This window comes from Streptomyces xantholiticus (genome assembly GCF_014651015.1).
Lineage (GTDB): Bacteria > Actinomycetota > Actinomycetes > Streptomycetales > Streptomycetaceae > Streptomyces > Streptomyces xantholiticus.
Window position 1 is genome coordinate 1 of sequence record NZ_BMWB01000040.1, and the last position, 25210, is coordinate 25210.

Genomic DNA, 25210 nt, shown 5'->3' on the forward strand with positions numbered 1-25210 from the left:
GAACTGACGCACCAGCAGCAGAAGTCACACAAAAACTAACGATCAACTACTGGCGCAGGACACTAGCCGTGAGACGGGGTTGGCGTACGGCGCCCGTTTTTGTATCGTGTAGGAACAAAGTGGTTCCGCCCGTAAATCCCTGACCGGCGGGCGGAGCCGCTTGTTTCCCCTTCCCGAGTTTCGGAGCCCGTATGACGACCGCCCTGACCGCTCGCGCCCTCCTGCTGGACATGGACGGCACCATCGTCAACTCCGACGCCGTGGTGGAGCGTGTCTGGCGGACCTGGGCGACCGAGCACGGGCTGGACGCCGACGAGGCCCTCAAGGTCGTCCACGGCCGGCAGGGTCACGCCACTATGGCGGCGCTGCTCCCGGACCGCCCCATGGAGCAGAACCACGCCGACAACCGCGTACTGCTCGCCCAGGAGACGGCCGACACCGACGGGGTGGTCCCCGTCGCCGGCGCCCCCGCCTTCATGGCCGCCGTCGCCAGGTTGCCGCACGCCCTGGTGACCTCGGCCGACCTCGCACTGGCCACCGCGCGCATGAACGCGGCCGGGCTGCCGATGCCGGGGGTCCGGGTGACGGCCGAGTGCGTCGGTGCGAGCAAGCCGGACCCCGAGGGCTTCCTCAAGGGCGCGGCCGAGCTGGGCTTCGCCCCTGAGGACTGCGTGGCGTTCGAGGACTCGGAGGCCGGCATCACGGCCGCCCGCGCGGCCGGCATGCGCGTGGTCGGCGTGGGACGCCGCGCCCTGGCGATGGCGCCGGACCTTCACGTACCGGACCTCACCCACCTCGCCGTGACGGCACATGCGGACGGCACGATCGGGCTGAGCGTCACCGCCTGAGACGTGCCGCCCGGTCAGCAGCCCTGACTGTCGACCGCCGTGACCCGGGCCGGTTCGGGCCCGTCCATCGAGATCAGCCGGTGATCGCTTCGAAGAGGCTGAAGCCGGCCAGTGCCAGCATCAGGCACGCCGCGACCTTGGTGATCAGCTTGAGCGGCACGTACTTCATCAGTGTCCGCCCGCCCAGGATCCCGATGCCCGCGACCGTCCAGAGCGCCAGCACCGCGCCGACGCCGACCGAGACGGGGTTGTCGTACCGGGCAGCAAGGTTGGCGGTCATGATCTGGGTCAGGTCGCCGAACTCGGCGACGAGGATGAGCATGAAGCCCGCCCCGGAGACCTTCCAGAAGGACTGGTCGGCCGGGGCCTTGACGATCTCCTCCTCGTCGTCGCCCTTCTTCAGCAGCAGCATCAGGGCGCCTGCGAGGAACAGGACGCCCACCACGGCCTGCACGAGGCGGTGCGGCAGCAGGGTCAGCACGCTGCCCGCCGCGATGGCGAGCGCGACATGGACGGCGAAGGCGGCCGCGACGCCGGCGAGGACGTAGGAGGCGCGGTAACGGGTTCCCAGCATCAGACCGGCGAGCGCGGTCTTGTCGGGCAGTTCGGCGAGGAAGACGACGCCGAAGGTGATCGCCATGACGGTGAAGCTGATCACGGGTGAAACCTCAATCGGTCGGGCGCGGCCCTGCCGAGAGTCCTGAGCGTTTCAGGGGTCGCTTCGGCACGACAGCGCCATGAACACATGCATGGGCACTGCTGCCGAAGGTCTCGCCGACGGGCCTCTGTCCTTCCTGACGAGGACCTCGGTGGACGAGGACCTCTGTGACGAGGCCGCCTCCGGGCGCCGGCCGGGCACGAGGCCCAGCAGTATGTCGACGGTCCGGCGAAGAGCTACTCCCCTTCTGCGCGGCCCAGCGTACGCGATGCGCCCTGACGGCCGTCAGGGCCCTTGGTCCGGGAGCGTGCGGTGCAGCCGTCCCCTCGCCACCAGTTCCAGCACCAGCGACACCGCGACCGCCTGCACCGCCATCAGCGCCACCAGCACGAACAGCTGGACCGCCCCCGCCTCCACCGGTGACGCGCCGCCCAGCAGCATGCCGACGAACGCGCCCGGAAGGGTGACGAGGCCCACGGTCCTGGTCTGGTCGAGGCCCGGGAGCAGCGCGTCGGAGGCCGGGGTCCTGGCCACCTCGAGGCGGGCGTCACGGTCGCCAAGACCGAGGGCCAGGCCGGCCTCCACCTCGCCGCGGCGCTGCTCCAGCTCGTCCAGCGCCCGCCGGCCGCCGACCGCCGTCACGGTCAGGGCACCGCCGATGAGGATGCCGGTCACGGGGATGAGGGTGATGCCCTTCACCGGGACCAGTCCGGTGAGCAGCAGCGCCGTCACGGCGGGCAGCACCCCCGCGGCGATCGGCAGACCGGCCCACCACCAGGTGCCGTTGGCGGTGATGCGCCGGCCCGCGGTGCGGACGGCGACCGCGTACATGAGGACGAGGAAGGCGAGCAGCAGCGGAACGGAGCGGACGACCCAGCCGATCGCGGCGGACACGGCGGCGAGTTGGACGGCGGCGCGTACGCCCGCGACGGCGATCTCGCGCGAACGCCCCAGGTGGGCAAGGGCCGCGACACTCGCCGCGGCAACCAGGAGGACGGCCAGTACGGCCCCGAGGGTGAGGTTGACCGGCAGGAGCACGCGCCAACCCTACGACGCCTCAGGGATCGTGCCGGTGCGTCAGAACCCTTGATGTGACGTGCCCATGTCGCCACTCTGTTACCTGGCGCCCATCCCCAGTCAACTTGGCGCCACCAGCATGGCCACGTCAGGAAGGCCAAGCTCCCCCCACTTCAGAGGAGTTCACATGTCAGGTGTCTACGCGCGTCGAAGCCGCGGTGCCGGCGCCGCTGCCCGCCGAACAGCCGTGCTCGCCGCCGCCTCGGCGCTCGCCACGACCGGACTGCTGGCCACCGCCCCCACCGCGCAGGCCGCACCGCCCACCCCCGTCAGCGCCTCCACCGCCCGCAGCTACCTCAGCCAGCTGACGGTCTCCGCGGAGGGCTCCTCCTCCGGCTACAGCCGCGACCTCTTCCCGCACTGGATCACCCAGTCGGGCACCTGCAACACCCGCGAGGTCGTCCTGAGCCGCGACGGCTCGAACGTCCAGCAGGACTCCAGCTGCGCGGCGGTCAGCGGAAGTTGGTACTCCCCCTACGACGGCGCCACCTGGTACGCGGCCTCCGACGTCGACATAGACCACATCGTCCCGCTCGCGGAGGCGTGGCGCTCCGGCGCGAGCAGTTGGACCACCTCCACGCGCCAGCAGTTCGCCAACGACCTGACCCGCCCGCAGCTGATCGCCGTCACGGACAACGTCAACCAGTCCAAGGGCGACCAGGATCCGGCGGAGTGGATGCCGCCGCGGAGCTCGTACCACTGCTACTACGCGCGGATGTGGGTGCACACGAAGTACTACTGGAACCTGAAGGTCGACCCCGCGGAGAAGAGCGCGCTGCAGTCGGTCCTGAACGGCTGCTGACACCTCCCCCACGAGGGGCCCTTCGCGAACCGGGCTCCTCCCCGGACGCCGGCGGGGCCGACACATCAGCCCCGCCGCCCTTCGAGGGGGAGGAGCAGGGAAGGCGCACCGCGCCCACCGCAAGGACACGCAGATCGGCGGAACCCCTCCGGCCCCCTCCCTCGTTCCGTACCGTACGGGGGCGACAGGCCACTGGAAGGGGCACACATGACCGGGCTGCGCCTCGGACCGCTGCTGCGGCACGTCGACTGGGAGAGCGGCACCGCCGCGACCGTCTGGGTCGAGACGGACCGCGCGTGCACCGCAGAGGTCCGCTGCGACCAGGGCGGATCCGGGTCCGCGCGTACGTTCGTGATCGCCGGGCACCATTACGCCCTGGTTCCGGTGACCGGCCTGACCCCGGGCTCCTCGACCGCGTACGAGGTGCTGCTGGACGGCGAGCGTGTCTGGCCCCCCGAGGACTCCACGCTCCCGCCGAGCACGATCCACACCCCTTCCGCGGGCTCCGACGCCGTACGGGTCACCTTCGGCTCCTGCCGCTGGGCGGCACGGCCCGCCCACGGTCACGACCCGGTGGGCCCGGACGCCCTCTACACGCTCGCCGCGCGCCTCGCGTCCGCACCGGACCGGGACCGCCCGGACGTGCTGCTGCTGCTCGGTGACCAGGTGTACGCGGACGAGACCTCCGAAGCGACCGGCGACCGGCTGGCTGCCCGGCGCGACCCGGGCGTGCCGCCCGGCAGCGGCGTGGCTGACTACGAGGAGTACACCTGGCTGTACGACGAGTCCTGGCGCGACCCCGACGTCCGCTGGCTGCTCTCGACCGTGCCCACTTGCATGATCTTCGACGACCACGACGTCATCGACGACTGGAACACCAGCACCGCGTGGCTCGCCGACATGCGGGCGACACCGTGGTGGCACGAGCGGATCGTCAGCGCCCTGATGTCGTACTGGGTGTACCAGCACCTGGGCAACCTCTCCCCGGCCGAGCTCGCCGCCGACCCGCTCTACGAAGCGGTGCGATCGGTGCCCGACGGCACCGCCACGCTGCGGGCCTTCGCGGAGAAGGCCGACAGCGACCCGTCCTCCGTGCGCTGGAGCTACCGCCGCGACTTCGGCCGCACCCGGCTGCTGATGGTCGACACCCGTGCCGCCCGGGTCCTGGAAGAGCAGAGCCGGTCGATCCTCGACCCGGGCGAGGCCCAGTGGCTGCGCGAACAGGCCACGGACGGCCCGGGCTCGTTCGACCACCTCCTCATCGGCACCTCGCTGCCCTGGCTGCTGCCGCCCCTGATCCACCACGCGGAGAGCTGGAACGCGGCGCTGTGCCGGGGCGAGCGCGGCGAGCGATGGTCGCGGTTCGGGGAGAAGCTCCGCCGCCATGCGGATCTGGAGCACTGGTCGGCCTTCCCGTCCTCGTTCGAGGAGCTGACGCGGCTGATCACGAAGGCGGGCAGCGGGCCGGACGCACCGGCGACGGTGTGCGTGCTCTCGGGTGACGTCCATCACGCGTACGTGGCCGAGCCGGACCGGTCGAGGGGGCGGGAAGGCGCCGAGGCCGTGGCGCGGCCGGAGGCGCGGGTGCTTCAGCTGACCTGTTCGCCCGTGCACAACTCGATCCCGCGCCCGATAAGGATCGGCTTCCGGTTCGGCTGGAGCAGCGCGGGGCGGCGCCTGGGCCGCGCCTTCGCCCGGCACGGGCGCACCGGCATGCCGCCCGTCCGCTGGCACCGGACGGGCGGGCCGTGGTTCGGCAATCAGCTGATGACCCTGACCCTGTGCGGGCGCTCGGCGTCGCTGCGGCTGGAGCAGGCGCGGGCGGAACGCGGGGGCGGCCGCGGGCGGCTCACGGCCGTCTTCGAGCGCCGGCTGACGGAGGACGGCGGGCCGGGCGGAGGCTGACGGGACAGCTCCCGGGCCTCCTGCATCCCGTACGCGACCGGCCCGGGCGGCCCCGACGGGATCGAGCACCGATTTCCGGCCAAACCGCGGTGCGCCTGGCCGGCAGGACCACCCCGGGCCGGGCGCCCGCTATTCCGTGTGCCGTGTCACGAAACCGGGTGGACGCCGCAACACTCCACGTCGGGGGATGTACCGGCGCCCGGTTCCGCGCTTTCGCGCAGGCGGACACCGGACGTCGAAAAGTGGAACCCTCGGCCAAAACCAGCCGCCCGCCGAATGTTGAACTTGCAAGTACTGATTAGGTCTGCCTAACCTGTGACCCCTCATCGGTTCTGTCCCCGAAACCGAAGGAGCCACAACGTGGCCACCCCCGCACTTCCCGCCCGCCTGAACCAGGCCCAGCCGTATGCGCTCGGTCTCTTCCGCGCCGTCGTGGGCCTGCTGTTCCTCTGCCATGGAGCCGCGTCGCTGTTCGGCGTCCTCGGCGGCGCCATGGGCGGTGGCACCATCCCGGCCGGCACCTGGCCCGGCTGGTACGCCGCGGTGATCCAGCTGGTCGGCGGCGCCCTGGTGATGCTCGGCCTCGGCACCCGCAGTGCGGCGTTCGTCGCCTCCGGTTCGATGGCGTACGCGTACTTCAAGGTGCACCAGCCCGAATCGCTGTTCCCGCTTCAGAACGGCGGCGAGGCCTCGGCGATGTTCTGCTGGGCGTTCCTGCTGCTGGTCTTCACCGGCCCCGGCGCCCTGGCGCTGGACCGGCTGTTCGCGCCGCGCGGTACCGCCCGCCCGGCGGAGCAGCCGGAGGAGCGGGCGACGGCGGCCGCCTGACCCTCCGACAGTCCCTGGCGCCCGGCCCCTTCGTCATGGAGACGAGGGGCCGGGCGCCCTCGTGTCTCGTCACGCTCCCGTCCGTACGGGCGGTTTCCGCCCGGTGACGGACCGGGGAACGCCCCCTGTCGATCTCCGAGAGCGCCCGGGCGTACGCTGTACAGCTGTCCGGCCGCCCTGCCTCTCCCTCCCGCGAGAGCCGTGGCCTTGCGACGAACGGGGAGAGTCAAGGTGCTCGAGAGCATTGGGTCGCTGACGGGCAGCCCATGGATCTACGCCGTCGTGGCGGTGTCCGTACTTCTCGACGTGTTCCTGCCTGTACTGCCCAGCGGAGTGCTGGTGATCACGGCCGCCACGGCGGCCGCCGCGGGATCCACCGCAGGCGCGGCCGGCACCGCCGCGGTCGCGGCCGGCCAAGTTCCGCGCGAGGTGCCCTCGCTGCTGGTCCTCGTGCTGTGCGCGGCGACCGCCTCCGTGCTCGGCGACCTGGTCGCCTACCGCCTCGCCTGGCGCGGCGGGGACCGGCTCGACCGGGCCATCGCCCGCTCGCGCCGGCTGACCAGAGCACAGGAACGTCTCGGCACCGCGCTCAGCCGTGGCGGCGGCGCGCTCGTCGTCATCGCGAGGTTCGCGCCGGCCGGCCGCTCGGTCGTCTCTTTGGGTGCGGGGGCCGCGCACCGCAAGGTGAAGGAGTTCCTGCCGTGGTCCGCCCTGGCCGGTGTGGCCTGGGCCGGATACGCCGTCGGGCTCGGCTGGTTCGGCGGCCAGTGGCTCGGCGCGAGCTGGATCGGCGCGGCCGTGTCCGTACTCGCGCTGTTCGGCGCAGGGTCCCTCGCGGCCTACGTCATGCGGCGTCCGGCTGCGGCGCCGGCCCCTGAGCCGGTTGCCTAGCGCCCCTCGCCCCGCGCTTCGCGTCGGCCGTACGGGCGGCCTGACCGGCGCGCCCGCCCGAGCCGCGTACCTCGAGGCCGTCGAGGAGTCTGCGGGTCGCCGCCGCCATCTCCTCGACGGCCTGCTCGAAGACCTCGCGGTTGTGCGCGGCGGGGGCCCGGAAGCCCGAGACCTTGCGCACGTACTGCAGGGCGGCGGCCCGGATGTCCTCCTCGGTGGCCTCTTCGAGGAGGACGGGCGGACGGAGAGTCTTGATGCTGCGGCACATGCCTCCAGTGTGCCGCGCGCCACTGACAGGCGGCGGGAAGCGGCCGCGAGGGCCCTGTGACACCGCGGGTAACCAGGGGGCCCGCGAGGGCCCTCCCCGATGGCCAGTAGAGTGCGGATCCGTCCCCTGCCGTCCGTCGACGAGGTACCGCTCCGTGATCCCCGCACCACGCTCACCGGCAGTATTGGTCATCGGGATCGGCGCGGACGGCCGGCCCGGACTGTCTCAGGCCGCGCAGGAGGCGCTGCGCGACGCGGAGGTCGTCATCGGCGGGGCACGGCAGTTGGAGCTGCTGCCCGCGGAGTGCCCCGCGGAGCGCGTGACCTGGCCGAGCCCGCTGCGGCCCGCCGTCGCCGGGCTGCTCGCCGCGTACGAGGGCCGCAGGCTCGCGGTGCTGGCCAGTGGCGACCCGATGTTCTACGGCATCGGCCGCGCGCTGGCCGAGGAGCTCGGCCCGGACGCCCTGCACGTCCTCCCGCATCCCTCCTCCGTCTCGTACGCCTGCGCCCGGCTCGGCTGGCCCGTCGAGGACACCCAGGCCGTCACGCTCGTCGGCCGTCCCCTCGGGCAGCTGGCCGCCGCACTCCACGACGGGCGCCGGCTGCTGGTGCTCAGCGCCGGAGCGGACACACCCGCCGACGTGGCGGCGCTGCTGCGGGACCGGGGCTTCGGCCGGACCCGGATGCGGGTCCTCGAACAACTCGGCGCGACCGCCGAGCGTGTCGTGGACGGCCACGCAGCGGACTGGAGCACGGCGCCCGGCGACCCGCTCAACGTCGTCGCGCTCGAATGCCGCCGCGACGAGGGCGCGTTGCGGCTCTCAGCCGTACCCGGCCTGCCCGACGAGGCGTACGAGCACGACGGGCAGCTCACCAAACGCCACATCCGCGCGGCGACGCTCGCCGCGCTCGCGCCCGCGCCCGGCGAACTGCTGTGGGACATCGGCGGCGGCTCAGGCTCCATCGCGATCGAGTGGATGCGCACGCACCCCTCCTGTCGCGCCGTCACCGTCGAACGCGACCCGGTGCGGGCCGCGCGCATCGCCCGTAACGCCGACACGCTGGGCGTGCCCGCGCTGCGTGTCGTCACCGGGGCGGCTCCGAACTCGCTGACCGGACTGCCGGTACCCGACGCGGTGTTCATCGGCGGCGGGCTCACCGCTCCCGGGCTCCTGGACGCCTGCTGGGCCGCACTGCCGCCCGGCGGGCGCCTCGTCGCCAACACCGTGACCCTCGAGTCGGAGGCAGTGCTGGCCGGGCGCCACGCACGCCACGGCGGCGAACTCGTCCGGCTGGCCGTCTCGCACGCCGTCCCCGTCGGCGGCTTCACCGGCTGGCGCCAGGCCATGCCCGTCACCCAATGGTCCGTCACCAGAGCAGGAGATCCGACATGACCGTGTACTTCATCGGTGCGGGCCCCGGCGCCGCCGACCTGATCACCGTCCGCGGCGCGCGTACGCTCGCGTCGTGCGGCGTCTGCCTCTACGCCGGGTCCCTCGTCCCGCGCGAACTCCTCGCGGAGTGCCCGCCGGACGCCCGCCTGATCGACACCGCACGGCTCGACCTGGACGCCATCACCGCGGAGGTCGTCCGCGCCCACGAGGAGGGCCACGACGTGGCCCGGCTGCACTCGGGCGACCCGTCGGTCTTCAGCGCCGTCGCCGAGCAGATGCGGCGCCTGGACTCGGCAGGCGTGCCGTACGAGATCGTCCCGGGCGTCCCCGCGTTCGCGGCGGCGGCCGCGGCGCTGAAGCGCGAGCTCACGGTCCCGACCGTCGGCCAGACGGTGATCCTCACGCGCATCGCCCAGCAGGCGACGCCCATGCCGGACGGCGAGGACCTGGCCACCCTCGGCCGCAGCGGCGCACTCCTCGTACTCCACCTCGGCGCGCGCTACGCCGACCGGATCGTGTCCGAGCTCCTCCCCCACTACGGCGCCGACTGCCCGGCCGCGGTGGTGGCGATGGCCAGCCGCCCGGAAGAACTCGTGCTGCGCGGAACGCTGGAGGACATCGCGTCCCAGGTGAAGGCGGCGGGCGTGACGCGCACGGCAGTCATCCTGGTCGGCCGCGTTCTGGCGGCGACCGGATTCCGCGACAGCCATCTGTACTCGCCGGAGCGCGACCGCCACGTCTGCTGAGCCGGCCGAGCACACAGGACAGGGCCGCGCGCCGCGCCGCAGGACACGAACCGGGCCGCGCCCCGAAACGCGCCCGCGCCCACGGGACGTCACGCGCACGGTCCCGGCGGGGCCCGACCGCCGCCCGCCCAAGGGCCACGCCCTCGAAGCGTGAACCCGGTGCGCCGCCCTCCCCCATGGCTCTTCGGGCATGGGAGGTGCCCCCATCGGGCTACGCGCGGCCCACGACCGTGCCCGCGCGGTCGATGCACACCACGTCCACCGCCACCGGTGCCCCCCGCAGCACCGCGAGGGCCTGGTCGCGGGCCTCGGCAGCGACCAGATCGCCGAGAGGGACACCCTGGGCCGCGCACATCTGGAGCGCTGCGAGGCCCGTGTTGGCTGCCGCGACCTGTGCCGCCAGGGTTTCGTCCGCGCCGCCGCGTCTCGCCAGGTCCGCGAGGAACGACTTGTCGACCTGGGAGCGGCCGGAGTGCAGGTCCAGATGGCCGGCGGCCAGCTTGGAGAGCTTGGCGAAACCGCCGCAGATGGTGAGGCGGTCCACGGGGTGACGGCGTACGTACTTCAGTACGGCCCCGGCGAAGTCGCCCATGTCGAGCAGTGCGTCCTCCGGCAGCCCGTACAGGGAGACGACGGTCTTCTCCGACGTGGAGCCCGTGCAGCCGGCGACATGGGTACGGCCCGCAGCGCGCGCCACGTCCACACCGCGCCGGATCGAGTCGATCCACGCCGAGCACGAGTAGGGGACGACGATCCCCGTCGTACCGAGGATGGACAGTCCGCCCAGGATCCCGAGCCGCGGGTTCCAGGTGGAGCGGGCGATGTCCTCGCCGCGGTCGACGGAGACGGTGATCTCGACGTCCCCGCTGCCGCCGTGCCGCGCGGCGACGACGGCCACGTGGTCGCGCATCATCTGCCGCGGCACGGGGTTGATCGCGGGCTCGCCGACGTCGAGCGGCAGTCCTGGCCGGGTGACCGTGCCGACGCCCGGGCCCGCCCGGAAGACGACGCCGGACCCGGCCGGCAGCGGACGCACCGTCGCGCGGACCAGCGCACCGTGGGTGACGTCCGGGTCGTCGCCCGCGTCCTTGACGATCCCGGCCATCGCGGACGGCCGGCCGGCGACGGTCAGGGCCTCGGCGGCCAGGGCGAAGGACGGCGTCTGCCCCCTGGGCAGCGTGATCGTCACCGGGTCGGGAAACTCCCCGGTCAGCAGCGCCGTGTACGCCGCGGTCGTCGCCGCCGTCGCGCAGGCGCCGGTCGTCCAGCCGGGCCTGAGACCGGTGTGCTTGAGTTGGGCGTCACGCCCTCCGCTGACCTCAGCGCTCGACTCAGTCATGGATGGATCCGATGCACGTACTGGTACTCGGCGGTACGACCGAGGCCCGGCGTCTCGCGGAGAGACTGCACGCCACCCGTGGCGTACGCGTCACGAGCAGCCTCGCCGGCCGGGTCGCCACTCCCAGGATGCCTCCTGGCGAGGTCCGTGTCGGCGGGTTCGGCGGAGCCGAGGGCCTGGCGCGATGGCTGTGCGAGCACGAGGTCGGCGCGGTCATCGACGCCACCCATCCTTTCGCCGGAACGATCAGTTTCAACGCGGCCCGGGCCGCCGCGGACGCCCATGTTCCCCTGCTGGCGCTGCGCCGCCCCGGCTGGGCTCCCGCCGAAGGCGACGACTGGCATCCGGTCGGCTCCCTGGAGGAGGCCGCGGAGGCGGCCCGCGCGCTCGGCAGCAGGGTGTTCCTGACCACCGGCCGCATGGGGCTCGCCTCCTTCGCACACATCGAGGACGTCTGGTTCCTGGTGAGGTCCGTCGATGCTCCCGACGGCCCCCGCCCGCCCCGGACGGACGTGCTGCTGGACCGGGGACCGTTCACCCTCGACGGCGAGCGTGAACTGCTGCGCCGTCACCGCATCGACGTGCTCGTCACCAAGGACAGCGGCGGCGCGGCGACCGCGCCGAAGCTGACGGCCGCGCGGGAGGCGGGCGTGCCCGTGGTGATCGTGCGCCGCCCGCCGGTCCCGGACGGGGTTCCGGTCGCGGCCGGCCCCGAGGAGGCCGCTGCCTGGCTGGCGGCCTACTCCGGGTAGCGCCGAGGGGTCCAGACGATCTCCTCGCCGTCACCCCTGCGCACGACCTCCGTCTGCGACGACCCGATCAGCAGGATCGTGCGCATGTCGACCTGCGCGGGGTCGAGTTCTGCGAGCCGTACGATCCGTACGCTCTCCTCCGGCCCGCCGATGTCCCGGCCGAGCACGACGGGCGTGTCGGGCACCCGGTGTCCGAGGAGCAGTTCCCGGGCCTTTCCGACCTGCCAGGTGCGGCTGCGCGAACCCGGGTTGTAGAGCGCGAGCACCAGGTCGGCGGCGGCCGCGGCGGCGAGTCGCTCCGCGATGACCTCCCAGGGCTTGAGCCGGTCGGAGAGCGAGATCACGGCGTAGTCGTGGCCGAGCGGCGCACCGGCCTTCGCGGCGGCGGCGTTCGCGGCGGTGACTCCCGGGAGCACCCGTACGGGCACGTCCTTGTACGCGTCCTGGGACGCCACCTCCAGTACGGCCGTGGCCATGGCGAAGACGCCCGGGTCGCCGCCGGAGACGACCGCGACGCGCCGCCCGCGCCGGGCGAGGTCGAGTGCGAACTCGGCGCGCTCGGACTCGACCTTGTTGTCGGAGCCGTGCCGGATCTGTCCGGGACGCTGCGGCACCCGGTCCAAGTAGGTCGTGTACCCGACGAGTTCGTCCGCGTCGGCAAGTGCCCGCTTCGTCTGGGGCGTGAGCCACAGCGGCCCGGCCGGCCCGGTGCCGACGACCACGACCTCGCCGGTCCCGTGCGCCGGTCGCGGGTTCGCGATACGGCTCGGCACGACCGCGACGGAGAAGTACGGCACCGACTCGGGGTCGATGTCGGCCAGCTGCCCGGTGCGTTCGCCGCTCATCGTGGCGCGCTCGACGTAACGGGCCTCGTCCAGCCGCCCGGAGGTCTCCATCGCCCCGCGCACGGCGGGGAAGGTGCGGCCGAGCTTCATCACGACGGCGGAGTCGGTCGCGGCGAGGCGTGCGGTCAGCTCCTCCTCCGGCAGCGTGCCGGGGATGATCGTCAGTACCTCCTCGGCCTCGCACAGCGGTGTTCCGAGGCGGGCCGCGGCGGCGCTGACGGACGTGACGCCGGGGATGACCTCGGTCGGGTAGCGATGCGCGAGCCGCTTGTGCATGTGCTGGTACGAGCCGTAGAAGAACGGGTCGCCCTCCGCGAGGACGGCGACCGTGCGCCCGGCGTCGAGGTGCGCGGCGAGCCGGGCCGCGGCCTGTTCGTAGAAGTCGTCGAGCGCGCCGCGGTAGCCGCCGGGGTGGTCGGTGGTCTCGACGGTGATCGGGTACATCAGGCGCTCCTCGATGTGCTCGGGGCGCAGATGCGGTGCGGCGATCGACCGTGCGATGGACCGGCCGTGGCGGGCGCAGTGGTACGCGATCACGTCGGCCTCCGCGATGACGCGCGCGGCGCGCAGGGTCATCAGCTCCGGGTCGCCGGGGCCGAGTCCGACGCCGTACAGCCGGCCGGTGTTCTGGTTGTCGCCCACTACTCCGCCTCGCTCGCGATCGCGTTGACTGCGGCTGCGGCCATCGCACTGCCGCCCCGGCGCCCGCGCACCACGAGGTGCTCGAGGCCCAGCGGGTGCGCGGCGAGCGCGTCCTTCGACTCGGCGGCGCCGATGAAGCCGACGGGCACGCCGATGACTGCGGCCGGGCGCGGCGCGCCCTCCTCGATCATCTCCAGCAGCCGGAAGAGCGCGGTGGGCGCGTTGCCGACGGCGACCACGGAGCCTTCGAGCCGGTCGCGCCACAGTTCGAGCGCGGCGGCGGACCGGGTGGTGCCCATCTCGGCGGCCAGGTCGGGCACGGACGGGTCGGAGAGCGTGCAGATCACGTCGTTGTCGGCGGGCAGCCGCTTACGGGTGACGCCGCTGGCGACCATCTGCGCGTCGCACAGGATCGGCGCGCCGGCGCGCAGCGCGGCGCGGGCGCGGACGACGACGTCCGGGCTGTGGACGAGGTCGGTGACGAGATCGACCATCCCGCAGGCGTGGATCATGCGGACCGCCACCTGCGAGACGTCGGCCGGCAGTCCGGCGAGGTCCGCCTCCGCGCGGATCGTGGCAAAGGACTGGCGGTAGATGGCCGCGCCGTCCTTCTCGTACTCGAACACGGTGCTCTCGCTCACTTCGTCGGGGTGGTGATGGTGCGCGCCGCCGCGAGGGCGCCGGCGAGTTCGGTAAGGGGGACGGTACGGGGCGGCCCGCCGGGCGCGGACACCTCGTAGTGGCCGTCCGCGGTCGCGACGACGTCGACCCAGGCGCCGCGGGGATGGCCGCAGCGGCGTTCGCAGCCGGACCAGTGCACGGGCAGGCCGCCCGCGCCCGCGGGGAGCAGGGCGGTGGCGTCGGCGCGTACGTCCGCGAGGGACTTGGCGCAGCCGGGCCGCCCGGTGCAGGCGCCGACCCCGAGCCACGGCGAGGCCGGGTCGGTGACCAGCCCGGCGCCGGCGAGCACGCCGAGCTGCTCCTCGCCCGCGCCGACCACGACGACGCCCCGCCAGGGTGTGACGCGCAACTCCCCGGGCCCGTACCGCTCTGCGACACCGGCGATCAGCCGCCACGCGGAGGCGGTGACCCGCCCGAGGGGTGCGACGACGTAGGCCGCGCCGTCCCCCGCCCCGGGCACCGGCGGTCCCTCTCCGCCTGCGGCCCGGTCGGGGCACGACGGCGGGACGGCGGCGACCGCGTCGAGGCCGGCGGCAGCGGCCCGGGCCGCCAGGTCCGCGGCGGACACCGCATGCGCCGCCGGGAGTTCACGGACCCGCCAGGCTCGCGTGGCCGACGCGTCGAGGAAGGCCTCGGCCGCGAGCATCATGGCGCGGGGGCCGTCCTCGGCCTTGACGCGTACGGCCGCGTCCCCGACGGTGACGCGCACCGACCCGCCGCCCGGCTCTGCGAGCAACATCACATCCGCGGCGAGCTCCGCCATGTCCCCGCGGCCGTCGTCCAGCGCGAACAGGAAGCGCCCGGAGAGCTCCGGCGCACGCTCGCTCGCGCACAGCAGGGCGTCCAGCTCCCGGACCAGTGGCTGCACATCCGCGTACCCCCGGCCGTCGAGTCCGGACAGCGGGGAGGCGACCACGTTGCGGACGCGTTCGTGGCGGGGCGCGGGCAGCAGGCCGGCCGCGTCGAGCAGCTGCGCCAACTCCCCTCCGCAGCCCGCCTCGAGGCCACGCAGCTGGAGGTTGCCGCGGGAGGTGATGTCCAGCGCGCCGTCGCCGAGCTGCTCGGCCGCGTCGGCGAGTGCGTACGCCTGAGCCGCGCTCAGGACGCCCGCCGGGACGCGGACGCGCGCCAGCGCACCGTCGTCCGCGGTGTGCAGTCGCAGTGCGCCGGGGCAGGCATCACCGCGGTCCCGGACGGAAGTCAGGGGAGGTTCGTCCCTGTCCGGGCGGTTCGAGGGGGCCGGAGGCATGGCGGCGAGCATACCGACCATCACACAAGCCCCCCGCGCTGCACCCGGCCGACTCCGGGCGCCCTACCCGGCAGGGGAGCGGCCCTACTATGCTGCTCGGCGGGCCGAACGGCCCGCCACCGCCGAAGACGGCGTCAGGGGAGGAAGCCCGGTGAAATTCCGGCGCGGTCCCGCCACTGTGAGCCCGGCACCTGTCGGGTGAGTCAGGAACTCCCGCCGTCCTTCACCAGCCCGGGGCGCGGAAACCCCGAGGAAGGCCAGACGCCGCATGCCGCACTCGTCCGAGGGACGCCCCACACCCAGCGTCCTGCTCCTGTCGACGTCCGACACCGACCTGCTGAGCGCACGCGCCGCGACCGGCCCGGTCCCGTACCGCTTCGCGAACCCCACCCGCCTCGCGCTCGAAGAGCTGCCCGGCCTGCTGGAGGGCACGGACCTCGTCGTCGTACGCCTCCTCGGCGGGCTGCGTGCCTGGCAGGACGGCATCGACCTGCTGCTCGCCCAGGACCGCCCCGTGGTCGTGCTCACCGGCGAACAGGCGCCCGACGCCCAGCTGATGGAGGCCTCCACGGTCCCGATCGGTATCGCGGCGGAGGCCCACGCCTACCTCGCGCACGGCGGCCCGGCGAACCTGGAGCAGCTGGCCCGCTTCCTGTCGGACACGGTCCTGCTCACCGGTCACGGCTTCGAGCCGCCGGCCGCCGCCCCCACCTGGGGCCGTCTTGCCCGAACATCCCGCGTGCGGAGCGACGGCCCACTGATCGCGGTGCTCTACTACCGGGCCCACCACATGAGCGGCAACACCGCCTTCGTGGACGCCCTGTGCGGGGCGATCGAGGACGCGGGCGGCCGCGCCCTGCCGCTGTACGTGGCGTCCCTGCGGGCCCCCGAGCCGGAGCTGCTGGAGCAACTGCGCGAGGCGGACGCCCTGGTGACGACCGTTCTCGCCGCGGGCGGCACCCGCCCGGCCGACGCGGGAGCCGGCGGCGACGACGAGTCGTGGGACGCCGGCGCCCTCGCCGCCCTCGACGTACCGATCCTGCAGGCACTGTGCCTGACCGGTTCGCGCTCCGCGTGGGAGGAGAACGACGAGGGCCTGTCGCCGCTGGACGCGGCGAGCCAGGTCGCCGTGCCCGAGTTCGACGGCAGGCTCATCACCGTCCCGTTCTCCTTCAAGGAGATCGACGAGGACGGTCTCCCGGCGTACGTCGCCGATGCCGAGCGCGCCGCCCGCGTCGCCGGGATCGCGGTCCGCCACGCCCGGCTGCGCCACATCCCGAACGCCGAGAAGCGCCTCGCGCTGGTGCTTTCCGCGTACCCGACCAAGCACTCCCGCATCGGCAACGCGGTCGGCCTCGACACCCCCGCCTCCGCCGTGTCGCTGCTGCGCCGGCTGCGTGAGGAGGGCTACGACTTCGGGGACGAGGCGGTCCCCGGCCTCGAGTCCGGTGACGGCGACGAACTCATCTACGCGCTCATCGAGGCCGGCGGCCACGACCAGGAGTGGCTGACGGAAGAGCAGCTGGCCCGCAACCCGGTGCGCATCCCGGCCGCGGACTACAAGCGCTGGTACCGGACGCTGCCCGCCGAGCTGCGCGAGTCCGTCGAGGAGCACTGGGGGCCCGCGCCGGGCGAGATGTTCCTCGACCGTTCCCGCAATCCCGAGGGCGACATCGTGCTCGCCGCGCTGCGCCGCGGGAACCTGCTGATCCTGATCCAGCCGCCGCGCGGCTTCGGCGAGAACCCGATCGCGATCTACCACGACCCCGATCTGCCGCCCTCGCACCACTACCTGGCCGCCTACCGCTGGATCGCGGCCGCCGCGGCCGACGGAGGTTTCGGCGCGGACGCGATGATCCACCTGGGCAAGCACGGCAACCTGGAGTGGCTGCCGGGCAAGAACGCGGGCCTGTCCGCCGCCTGTGGTCCCGACGCCGCCCTCGGCGACCTGCCGCTGATCTACCCGTTCCTCGTGAACGACCCGGGCGAGGGCACCCAGGCCAAGCGCCGTGCGCACGCAACGCTCGTCGACCATCTGGTGCCGCCGATGGCGCGTGCCGAGTCGTACGGCGACATCGCGCGCCTGGAGCAGCTGCTGGACGAATACGCGCAGATCTCGTCCATGGACCCGTCCAAGCTGCCGGCGATCCGCGCCCAGATCTGGACCCTGATCCAGGCCGCAAAGCTCGACCACGACCTGGGGCTGGAGGACCGCCCGGACGACGACGGCTTCGACGACTTCCTGCTGCACGTCGACGGCTGGCTGTGCGAGGTCAAGGACGCGCAGATCCGTGACGGGCTGCATGTGCTGGGCGGCGCCCCGACCGGGCCCGAGCGGGTCAACCTGGTGCTGTCCATCCTGCGCGCCCGCCAGATCTGGGGCGGCTCGCAGGCCTTGCTCGGGCTGCGGGAGGCGCTCGGCCTGGACGAGTCCGCGGCGACGCGTACGACCGCCGACGAGGCGGAGGCCACGGCCCGGGAGCTGGTCGAGGCGATGGAGGCGGCCGGGTGGGACCCGGCCGCGGTACCCACCTCGCACGGCGAGCAGGTCACGGCGATCCTGCGTTTCGCCGCCCTGGAGGTCGTGCCGCGTCTCGCTCGTACCACCGACGAGATCGACCACGCGGTGCACGCCCTGAACGGCGGTTTCGTCCCCGCCGGGCCGTCGGGCTCGCCACTGCGCGGCCTGGTCAACGTCCTGCCGACCGGCCGCAACTTCTACTCCGTCGACCCCAAGGCCGTCCCTTCGCGTCTCGCGTGGGAGACCGGCCAGGCCCTCGCGGACTCGCTCCTCGAGCGTTACCGCGCCGACAACGGCGAATGGCCCACCTCCGTGGGCCTGTCCCTGTGGGGCACCAGCGCCATGCGCACGGCGGGCGACGACGTGGCGGAGGCGCTGGCGCTGCTCGGTGTCCGCCCCGTGTGGGACGACGCCTCCCGCCGGGTGACCGGCCTGGAGCCCGTGCCGCTCGCTGAGCTGGGCCGCCCCCGGATCGACGTCACGCTGCGCATCTCGGGCTTCTTCCGTGACGCGTTCCCGCACACGATCGGTCTCCTGGACGACGCCGTCCGTCTCGCGGCCTCCCTCGACGAGCCGGCCGCCGAGAACCACGTCCGCGCCCACGCCCAGGCCGACCTCGCCGAGCACGGTGACGAGCGCCGGGCCACGACCCGTATCTTCGGCTCCCGGCCGGGGACCTACGGCGCCGGCCTGCTCCAGCTGATCGACAGCCGCGACTGGCGGACGGACGCGGACCTGGCCGAGGTCTACACGGTGTGGGGCGGCTATGCCTACGGCCGCGGGCTGGAGGGCAGGCCGGCGCGGGCCGAGATGGAGACCGCGTACAAGCGCATCGCCGTCGCCGCGAAGAACACGGACACCCGCGAGCACGACATCGCCGACTCGGACGACTACTTCCAGTACCACGGCGGCATGGTCGCCACCGTCCGGGCGCTGCGCGGCACGGCGCCGGAGGCGTACATCGGCGACTCCACCCGCCCGGAGACGGTCCGCACCCGCACCCTCGTCGAGGAGACCTCCCGGGTGTTCCGCGCCCGCGTGATCAACCCGCGCTGGATCGAGGCGATGCGCCGCCACGGCTACAAGGGCGCATTCGAGCTGGCGGCCACCGTCGACTACCTCTTCGGGTACGACGCGACGACGGGCGTCGTCGCGGACTGGATGTACGACAAGCTCACCGAGACGTATGTCCTGGACCCCGAGAACCGCGCCTTCCTCCAGCAGGCCAACCCGTGGGCGCTGCACGGCATCGCGGAACGGCTGCTGGAGGCGGAGTCCCGCGGCATGTGGGCGAAGCCGGACCCGGCGGTGCTGGAGCAGCTGCGGCAGGTCTTCCTGGAGACCGAGGGCGACCTGGAGGACGACGAGGCGTAGCCCGGAGCGCCGCCGCCCGCGTCAGCGTGCGGCGGCGGCGCGGGCCGGCCGCTGCGCGGCGAAGATCAGGCCGGGCGCCACCAGCATGACGGCGAGGCCGGCGAACCGTACATACCCCTGGGCCTGCTCCTGCGCGACCAGGACCGCGGCGATCACCTGCATCGCCAGCCCGGCGGCGACGAGGAGCTGCGCGTAACCGAAGAGCCGGGGCCGCACGATGTGCTTCCGTTGCGCCGGCAGCAACCACCCGGTGCGTACGGCGGCGGTCCCGAGCACGGCCACGAACACGGCGAGCGCGCCCACCGCGACTCCCACGTACATGTTCATCCGCCCTGCCCTCGCTGCCGGCCGGCCCGCTGCGGGCCGAAGTCAGCAGATCATGCCACATCGCCGTCGCAACGGTCCCGGGGTCCTTCTTCGGATCATGCCGGGCTCGCGAGCTCGGCATGATCCGGACGAGAGGCCCTACGGCGCGCTGAGGGCCAGGGTCCACTCGCCTTCCGAGGTCACGTTGACGTAGTACGGGCCTTCGCTCGTCATCCTGGCGACGGCCGAGCCCGCGAAGTTCCCGCTCTCGTTGAAGACCAGGTCCTGGGACCTGCCGTCGGCATCGACGACCGTGACGACGAAGTTGCCGTCCCCCGTGTTGGCCGCCGCCACGGTGACCACCCGGTCCGCCTCGAAGGGCCCTTGCATGCGGTCGCCGCTGCCCGCCCAGGTCTGCGGCAGCGCGGCCGCCGGCTGGTCGCCGGGTTGGGTGATCTCGACGGTCCAGGGCGCGTCCGCGTTCACCTGGAGCACATGGTCCCCCGCGCTCGCCGCCACGCCCTTGGTGCCCTCGTACGAGCCGATCCGGTTGACGACGAGGTCCTGCACCTGGCGGCGGTCGTCGAGCAGTTCGACGATGAAGTCGTCCGTGCACGAGGGGCACTCCGAGCGCACCACGGCCAGCCCGCCGGTCAGTGCGAACGGCTCGGTCACCTCCTGCCCCGTACCGCTCAGCGTGATCGGCTCAGCGGACGGCGTCGGCTGCCGCACGCTCGCGTCGGCCCCGCCCTGCGCGCCCGTCAACGCCAGGACCAGCAGAACGATCACGGCGACCACGCCCCCGACCCGTACATCCCCGCGGCGGCCACCCATGCCCGACTCCTTCGGCTCCCCGCACCGGCCCCGAACCACCGGCACCATCTCCACGATCCGCCCGCCGGCAGCCTCCGCAACTCGGCCCCTTTGCCCGGCACGCTGCGCTTTCGACCGCAGCGTTCGGTCACGACCGCGCCGTCGTTTCTTCGTCTGCGCCCAGGGCACCCGTCTCGCACCCCAGCCCCGGCCGGGCGGACGAGCGTTGCGACAAGGAGAACCGGGAGACCCTCATGAAGATCGGCATCATCGGCGCCGGCCACATCGGCTCCACCCTGGCCCGTCACTTCGTGCGCATCGGCCATGAGGTGGTCATCAGCAACTCCCGCGGGCCGGACACGCTGGCCGGGCTCGTGGAGGAGATCGGTGGCGGGCTCCGGGCGGTCACCGTGCGGGAGGCGGCCGAGTACGGGCAGGTCGTCGTGGTGGCCATTCCGTACGGGCGTCACAAGGAGCTGCCGACGGACGCCCTGAAGGACAAGGTCGTGATCGACACCTGCAACTACTACCCCGCGCGCGACGGGCACGACCCCGAGCTGGACGACGACAGCACAACGTCCAGCGAGAAGATCAGGGCCCACACGGATGCCAACCTCGTGAAGGCGTTCAACGCGATCCACTGGCAGAACCTTCGCGACCGGGGCCGGAACAAGGGCGAGGCAGGCCGGCTGGCCATCCCCGTCTCCGGGACCGACACGGAGGCCAAGGCCGTGGTCGCGGGGCTGATCCGGGACATCGGCTTCGACCCGGTGGACGCCGGCGACATCGGCCACGGCGGCCGCAGCCATCAGCCGGGTTCCCGGCTGTACGGGGCCGAGCTGTCCGCGGAGGAGACGAACGACCTGATCCGGGCCGGCGCCACGGCGTGAACCGGGGCGCCGTTGCCCCGGGCAGCCGGCGACGAAAAGACGACGAGTAGATCACCATGGCCACGACCCCGTCCGTGAAGGACATGCTGAACACCTATCCCGCCGACCTCGGCGGCGTCGACCGGGAAGCCCTCACCCGGTGCATCGAGGAGTGCGTCGCCTGCGCCCAGGCGTGCACCGCCTGCGCGGACGCCTGTCTGTCGGAGGGCATGGTGGGCGATCTGACGAAGTGCATCCGCAGCGACATGGACTGCGCCGACATCTGCGGCGCCACCGCCGCGGTGCTGTCACGCCACACCGGTTACGACGCGAACATCACCCGCGCGATCGTGCGGGCGTGCGCCACCGCCTGCAAGGCGTGCGCGGACGAGTGCGAGAGCCACGCGGACATGCACGAGCACTGCCGCCTGTGCGCCGAGGCCTGCCGGAGCTGCGAGCAGGCGTGCAACGATCTCCTCGCGTCGCTCGGCTGAGAGGGTGCGGACACCACCACGGCGGGTCGGCGATCCCGAAAAGAAACCGGTCCGCGCACCGCCCGGAAAGCCCTCGTGACGGCCTTCTGCGGTGCGGTGCGTGCCGGTGCGCACCCACCTCCGGGTGATGCCTCCGCTCTGCCGCCGAAGCTTCGCAGGCGGTCGCCCGCACCCTTGCCGCACCCCATCTGAGCTGGGCTTTAACCCCTTCGGGCCGTACCGTTTCAGCTACGCGGAAGGGGGCCGGATGCACCGGAACATACGCACGGTCGACGACGTACTGAAGCTCATGGACGAGCTGTTCGCACCGGAGGCGGATCGCTGGACGACCGAGGGATCCACCTGGTGGAACGACTTCTACACCGATCGCACGAAGCCCGTGCCGTTCTTCGTGGACAAGGCGGACGAGAGCCTGGCCGCATACCTCGATCGAGGGCTCATCAGCCCCGGCCGAGCTCTCGACCTGGGGTGCGGTCCTGGGCGAAACGCCCTGCACCTGGCGGCAGCCGGTTTCGACGTGGACGCGGTCGATCTCTCACCGACGGCCCTCGACTGGGCCGGCGAGCGCGCCCGTGAGGCCGGAGCCGAGGTCCGGTTCCACTGCGGCGACGCCTTCGACCTCCCGGCCGGGGCGGACGAACTCGGCGGCCCCTACGACCTGATCCACGACTCGGGCTGCTTCCACCACCTGCCGCCCCACCGCCGGGTCAGCTATCTCGCGCTGCTCGACCGGGCCCTCGCACCCGGCGGCCACTTCGCGCTCACCTGCTTCGCTGCGGGCGAGATGGGCAGCGAGCTCCCCGACGCGGACCTCTACCGTGGGTCCGGCCTCCACGGCGGGCTCGCCTACACGCCGGAGTCCCTGCGCTGGATCTTCTCCGATCTGACGGAGGTGGAATTGCGCCGCATGCGCGACGAGGCGCCCGAGTCCGAGTACTTCGGGGAGCCGTTCCTCTGGACGGCCTTGTTCCGCCGCGACACGCCGGCTTCCGGCTGACGGCCGGCGAGGACCGGGACGTCCGCCTCCCGCGGGCGTCCCGGTGGCCGCGGGCGGCTACCGCGCCACGAACTGCGTCAGGATGGCCTGCACCTCGTAGATGTCGACGCCCTTCGTGAACGTCTTCTGGATCGGCGCGGGACTGCCGGAGATCCAGATCTTCAGCTCCGCGTCGAGGTCGAACGTACCGGCGGTCTCGACGGCGAAGTGCGTGATGCTGCGGTAGGGGACCGAGTGGTACTCCACCTTCCGGCCGGTGATGCCCTGCTTGTCCACGAGGATGAGCCGCCGGTCGGTGAACAGGATCGTGTCGCGTATGAGCATGTACGCGGCCTGCACCTGCTCACCCTGGCCCAGGAGCCGCGCGTACTCCCCCTGAGCCTGGCCGGGATCGACCGTGTGCGCGTTTCCGAAAAGTGCCATGAGAGCCCCCCACCGGTTGAAGTTGCAAGATTTTCACACTGTATAGCCGGGTATTCGAGCCCGTGGCTCCGTTTGCGGCACTCGCATGCAGTCCCGGAACTGCACCCGACCGATGCAGCCGGCGACAGGCCGGTGCGCAGGGCTGGTCCCGGGCAGGGCGGCGCATCGCGGCAGGTGCATGCCGACAGTTCCGTCACGGGGCCGGATTCCACTCCCCGAGCCGCCTCGCGGCGCCCTGTTGCTGCGTTACCCCGGCCGGCCGCGCACCGGATGCCCCCACCCGGGCGAAGCGGCAAGGTGGCCTTGGCCAGGACCTTCCCGACCGGACGAGGAGTGCCCATGTCCGTGACCCCCTACCGGCATGCCGCCGTCGCTGCGGGGACCGTCCTCCTCGCCCTCACCGCTGCGGGCTGCTCGGGCCTCGACCGGACCGCCGTGGGGACCTTGGTCTACGAGAGCGGGCACGAGCACCACACGACGGTGACGAGCCCCCGGATCACGGGCTGCCACCACTTCGAGCCCCCGGGCGCGGTCGCGGTCGAGAACAACACCGGAGCCGACGCCGTGGTCTATCCGACGGACGACTGCTCAGGCAACGAGTCGATCTACGTGCCGTCGATGACGTCCGACGTTCCGGGCCCGGACGGGGGCCCCTGGCTCAGCTACAGCTTCGTCCACTGAGACCGCCGCCGGCACCCGCCTCGCGCCACGGCGAGGCTCAGAACATGACCCGGGACGTGACGAGCGCCGCCACCCCGTCCTCGTCGCCCTCGTAATGCAGTTCGCCGCGCGGCTGCCGCCCGGACACGTGCCGGGCGAAGACCACCGCGTCCGCCCTCAGCGTGGCGACCGGTGGGCCGGTCCCCAGCCGGTGACTCCCGCCCGCCGGACCCGACAGCTCCAGCAGACAGGGCGGACCGGTCCAGTCGAGCGCCAGGTCGAGCACGACCTGGTTCACGATCTCCCGGTCGTGCTCGTCGAGCACCAGCGGTACCCCGGTCGCGTCGCTGATGTCCACCCGGTGCATCCAGGTGTCGCGGGTGACGAGGACGCTGTTCAAGTACTCCATGGTGTCCTCGGGCAGCTCCTTCCCCTCGGGGAAGATCATGCTGAGCCTCATCCGCCGCCGCACCGGCGCGGGTATCCGCCGCAGGGACCGGGTGCCCCGCGGAGCCAGCCGGGCGAACTCACGGACCAGTTCGGGCCCGGGCACATCACTCCGGTCCTCGATCTGGCTCTCGTTGTGCCCGTCGAGCGCCCCGAGGCCCGGATGCGTCTGCCGCGCATGGCGGATCCGGCTGATCATGAGCCACGGCTTGGGCAATTCCTCGTACTGCCCGACCTCGTGGGCGACCATGTCCCTCACGGTCCAGCCCGTACAAGCCGTCGGCCGCGACCATGCGTCGGTTCCCAGCGATCCCATCATGGCGAGCGTGGCGCGGATCTCCGCCTCGTTGACCTCGTGCGCCCGCGCCGCGGAGGTCCGGGGACGCCGACGACGACATGCGACGCGCCTGCGGCGAGGGCGGCCTGCGGCGTACCGGGCCGGGCGTGCTCGACCGGTGATTCGCCGGGCAGCGTGACGCCCGGCGTGACGACGAGGCTGCCGGGCCCCAGCAGTCGCCGCAGCGGCGCGGCCTCCTGCGGGGACGCGATCACCCCGTGACAGCCGGCCCGCTCCGCGAGCCGCGCCAACCGCAGCACCTGCTCCTCGGGCGCCGCGCCGATGCCGATGTCGGCGAGGTCGGAGCCGGTCATGCTGGTGACCACGGTCAGAGCCAGGACCCGCAGCCGTGGGAAGTCCCGGGCAGCCGCCTGGACGGCGGCCGCCATGATGTCCGTACCGCCCATGCCGTGCACGGTCACCATGGACACTCCGAGCCGGCCCGCGGCACGGACCGCTGCCGCAACGGAGTTGGGGATCTCGAACAGCTTCAGGTCCAGGAACACATCCTTGCCGTCGCCGACGAGCTTCTCGACGAGAGCGGGCCCTGCGGCGGTGAGCAGCTCCAGCCCGACCTTGTAGAAGCGACATTCGTCGCCGAGCCGTTCGACCAGTTCCTCGGCGGCTCGCCGGCTGTCGAAGTCCAACGCCACGATGACACGGTCGGTTTGCTCCACGGCAGCATTCTCGCGCACGACGGGCAAGGGTCCGCGGACCCGTGGTTTCGTCTCCGGGCCCTGGGACGCGGGGCAGCCGCGGACGACCGCCGCTCGAAGCGCGACGGCGCCCCACCGGCCTCGGACGGCCCGGTCGTGCACAGTCCCGTGAACAGCCCCGAGGTCACAACCGTGGTCGCTCACCGCGCTGCCGGCCGCGTCCCAACGGGAACCGGGCCAAAGGTACTTGCCGAGGGCGCCCTCCTGGAGATAGATCTACTTCACGACCCTGGGGAGGGGCGCCACCATCTGGGGGTTTCCGGTTCAGTCGTGCCGCGCCCTGCGGGCATATCGCCGCATGCACGTCGCCGACGCCACATGTCCGTGGT

Annotated in this window: 25 protein-coding genes and 1 riboswitch; of the genes, 13 read left to right on the plus strand and 12 right to left on the minus strand. The window is 72.8% G+C overall.

Translation table 11 applies throughout. The annotated features are described in order from the left end of the window. Positions 1-191 precede the first annotated feature (191 nt). Positions 192-848, plus strand: coding sequence for an HAD-IA family hydrolase (locus IE198_RS33060; RefSeq protein ID WP_189893402.1), 657 nt, complete (start codon positions 192-194; stop codon positions 846-848). Between the two features lie 73 nt (positions 849-921). Here the strand turns inward: IE198_RS33060 and IE198_RS33065 are convergent, their stop codons facing one another. Together IE198_RS33065 and IE198_RS33070 are read right to left on the minus strand one after the other, a co-directional pair. After that, on the minus strand, positions 922-1506 hold the full coding sequence (locus IE198_RS33065; protein WP_189893405.1) for a TMEM165/GDT1 family protein: 585 nt from the start codon (positions 1504-1506) through the stop codon (positions 922-924). A 285-nt stretch (positions 1507-1791) separates the two neighbouring features. After that, positions 1792-2544: an ABC transporter permease gene (locus IE198_RS33070; protein ID WP_189893407.1), complete on the minus strand. Its 753-nt coding sequence runs from the start codon at positions 2542-2544 to the stop codon at positions 1792-1794. Between the two features lie 166 nt (positions 2545-2710). On the opposite strand from IE198_RS33070, the gene IE198_RS33075 reads away from it, so the two are divergent. The 4 genes from IE198_RS33075 to IE198_RS33090 all read left to right on the plus strand — a co-directional run bounded on the left by IE198_RS33075 (position 2711) and on the right by IE198_RS33090 (position 7009). Next, positions 2711-3385, plus strand: a complete 675-nt coding sequence (locus tag IE198_RS33075; RefSeq protein WP_189893409.1) for an HNH endonuclease family protein — start codon at positions 2711-2713, stop codon at positions 3383-3385. 207 nt (positions 3386-3592) lie between these two features. Next, on the plus strand, positions 3593-5290 hold the full coding sequence (locus IE198_RS33080) for an alkaline phosphatase D family protein (protein ID WP_189893411.1): 1698 nt from the start codon (positions 3593-3595) through the stop codon (positions 5288-5290). Positions 5291-5650: 360 nt separating this feature from the next. Beyond that, positions 5651-6118, plus strand: a complete 468-nt coding sequence (locus tag IE198_RS33085; RefSeq protein ID WP_189893413.1) for a DoxX family protein — start codon at positions 5651-5653, stop codon at positions 6116-6118. Between the two features lie 231 nt (positions 6119-6349). Next, positions 6350-7009, plus strand: coding sequence for a DedA family protein (locus IE198_RS33090; RefSeq protein WP_189893415.1), 660 nt, complete (start codon positions 6350-6352; stop codon positions 7007-7009). Here the strand turns inward: IE198_RS33090 and IE198_RS33095 are convergent. Continuing rightward, the gene (locus IE198_RS33095) at positions 6963-7277 is read right to left on the minus strand and encodes a DUF2277 domain-containing protein (RefSeq protein ID WP_189893417.1); all 315 of its coding nucleotides are present in this window, start codon (positions 7275-7277) and stop codon (positions 6963-6965) included. The genes IE198_RS33090 and IE198_RS33095 overlap by 47 nt on opposite strands. Before the next feature lie 154 nt (positions 7278-7431). Here IE198_RS33095 and cbiE point away from each other — a divergent pair, with 154 nt between their 5' ends. Next, positions 7432-8670, plus strand: a complete 1239-nt coding sequence (cbiE, locus tag IE198_RS33100; RefSeq protein ID WP_229834762.1) for a precorrin-6y C5,15-methyltransferase (decarboxylating) subunit CbiE — start codon at positions 7432-7434, stop codon at positions 8668-8670. Then, the gene (gene cobM, locus IE198_RS33105) at positions 8667-9416 is read left to right on the plus strand and encodes a precorrin-4 C(11)-methyltransferase (protein WP_189893419.1); all 750 of its coding nucleotides are present in this window, start codon (positions 8667-8669) and stop codon (positions 9414-9416) included. Before cbiE ends, cobM begins: the two co-directional genes overlap by 4 nt. A 211-nt stretch (positions 9417-9627) precedes the next feature. Here cobM and IE198_RS33110 read toward each other — a convergent pair whose 3' ends face one another. Beyond that, the gene (locus IE198_RS33110; RefSeq protein ID WP_189893421.1) at positions 9628-10755 is read right to left on the minus strand and encodes a cobalt-precorrin-5B (C(1))-methyltransferase; all 1128 of its coding nucleotides are present in this window, start codon (positions 10753-10755) and stop codon (positions 9628-9630) included. An 11-nt stretch (positions 10756-10766) separates the two neighbouring features. Here IE198_RS33110 and IE198_RS33115 point away from each other — a divergent pair, with 11 nt between their 5' ends. Continuing rightward, the gene (locus IE198_RS33115) at positions 10767-11507 is read left to right on the plus strand and encodes a cobalt-precorrin-6A reductase (RefSeq protein ID WP_189893424.1); all 741 of its coding nucleotides are present in this window, start codon (positions 10767-10769) and stop codon (positions 11505-11507) included. On the opposite strand, the gene IE198_RS33120 is transcribed toward IE198_RS33115, so the two are convergent. From IE198_RS33120 to cobG, 3 genes are read right to left on the minus strand one after another with little or no spacing between them, the layout of a single operon-like run. Next, positions 11495-12994, minus strand: a complete 1500-nt coding sequence (locus IE198_RS33120; protein ID WP_189893426.1) for a precorrin-2 C(20)-methyltransferase — start codon at positions 12992-12994, stop codon at positions 11495-11497. The two genes, IE198_RS33115 and IE198_RS33120, sit on opposite strands and share 13 nt — an antisense overlap. Next, positions 12994-13620: a precorrin-8X methylmutase gene (locus tag IE198_RS33125; protein ID WP_189893493.1), complete on the minus strand. Its 627-nt coding sequence runs from the start codon at positions 13618-13620 to the stop codon at positions 12994-12996. Before IE198_RS33125 ends, IE198_RS33120 begins: the two co-directional genes overlap by 1 nt. An 11-nt stretch (positions 13621-13631) precedes the next feature. Then, on the minus strand, positions 13632-14936 hold the full coding sequence (gene cobG, locus IE198_RS33130; protein ID WP_189893428.1) for a precorrin-3B synthase: 1305 nt from the start codon (positions 14934-14936) through the stop codon (positions 13632-13634). 71 nt (positions 14937-15007) lie between these two features. Then, positions 15008-15156: riboswitch (cobalamin riboswitch) on the plus strand. A gap of 36 nt (positions 15157-15192) precedes the next feature. Here cobG and cobN point away from each other — a divergent pair. Continuing rightward, positions 15193-18819, plus strand: coding sequence for a cobaltochelatase subunit CobN (cobN, locus tag IE198_RS33135; protein ID WP_189893430.1), 3627 nt, complete (start codon positions 15193-15195; stop codon positions 18817-18819). A gap of 21 nt (positions 18820-18840) precedes the next feature. Here cobN and IE198_RS33140 read toward each other — a convergent pair whose 3' ends face one another. Together IE198_RS33140 and IE198_RS33145 are read right to left on the minus strand one after the other, a co-directional pair. Further along, a complete protein-coding gene (locus tag IE198_RS33140; protein WP_189893432.1) occupies positions 18841-19146 on the minus strand; it encodes a hypothetical protein in 306 nt (101 codons plus the stop codon). Between the two features lie 138 nt (positions 19147-19284). Continuing rightward, entirely contained in the window at positions 19285-19959 is a 675-nt protein-coding gene (locus tag IE198_RS33145) for a hypothetical protein (protein WP_189893434.1), read from the minus strand. A 233-nt stretch (positions 19960-20192) separates the two neighbouring features. On the opposite strand from IE198_RS33145, the gene IE198_RS33150 reads away from it, so the two are divergent. The 3 genes from IE198_RS33150 (at position 20193) to IE198_RS33160 (ending at position 22298) form a co-directional block, all read left to right on the plus strand. Further along, a complete protein-coding gene (locus tag IE198_RS33150) occupies positions 20193-20828 on the plus strand; it encodes an NADPH-dependent F420 reductase (protein ID WP_189893436.1) in 636 nt (211 codons plus the stop codon). A 56-nt stretch (positions 20829-20884) separates the two neighbouring features. Then, positions 20885-21301 (plus strand): four-helix bundle copper-binding protein, encoded by a 417-nt coding sequence (locus IE198_RS33155; RefSeq protein WP_189893438.1) that lies wholly within the window; start codon positions 20885-20887, stop codon positions 21299-21301. A 247-nt stretch (positions 21302-21548) separates the two neighbouring features. Further along, a complete protein-coding gene (locus IE198_RS33160) occupies positions 21549-22298 on the plus strand; it encodes a class I SAM-dependent methyltransferase (RefSeq protein ID WP_189893440.1) in 750 nt (249 codons plus the stop codon). Between the two features lie 57 nt (positions 22299-22355). Here IE198_RS33160 and IE198_RS33165 read toward each other — a convergent pair whose 3' ends face one another. Beyond that, entirely contained in the window at positions 22356-22721 is a 366-nt protein-coding gene (locus tag IE198_RS33165; RefSeq protein WP_189893442.1) for a PH domain-containing protein, read from the minus strand. 339 nt (positions 22722-23060) lie between these two features. Between IE198_RS33165 and IE198_RS33170 the strand changes: the two genes are divergently transcribed. After that, complete coding sequence (locus IE198_RS33170) at positions 23061-23402, plus strand: hypothetical protein (RefSeq protein ID WP_189893445.1); 342 nt, start codon at positions 23061-23063, stop codon at positions 23400-23402. Between the two features lie 37 nt (positions 23403-23439). Here IE198_RS33170 and IE198_RS33175 read toward each other — a convergent pair whose 3' ends face one another. Further along, a complete protein-coding gene (locus IE198_RS33175) occupies positions 23440-24147 on the minus strand; it encodes a maleylpyruvate isomerase family mycothiol-dependent enzyme (protein WP_189893447.1) in 708 nt (235 codons plus the stop codon). Next, the gene (pyrF, locus tag IE198_RS33180; RefSeq protein WP_189893449.1) at positions 24144-24842 is read right to left on the minus strand and encodes an orotidine-5'-phosphate decarboxylase; all 699 of its coding nucleotides are present in this window, start codon (positions 24840-24842) and stop codon (positions 24144-24146) included. Before pyrF ends, IE198_RS33175 begins: the two co-directional genes overlap by 4 nt. Positions 24843-25210: the final 368 nt, after the last annotated feature.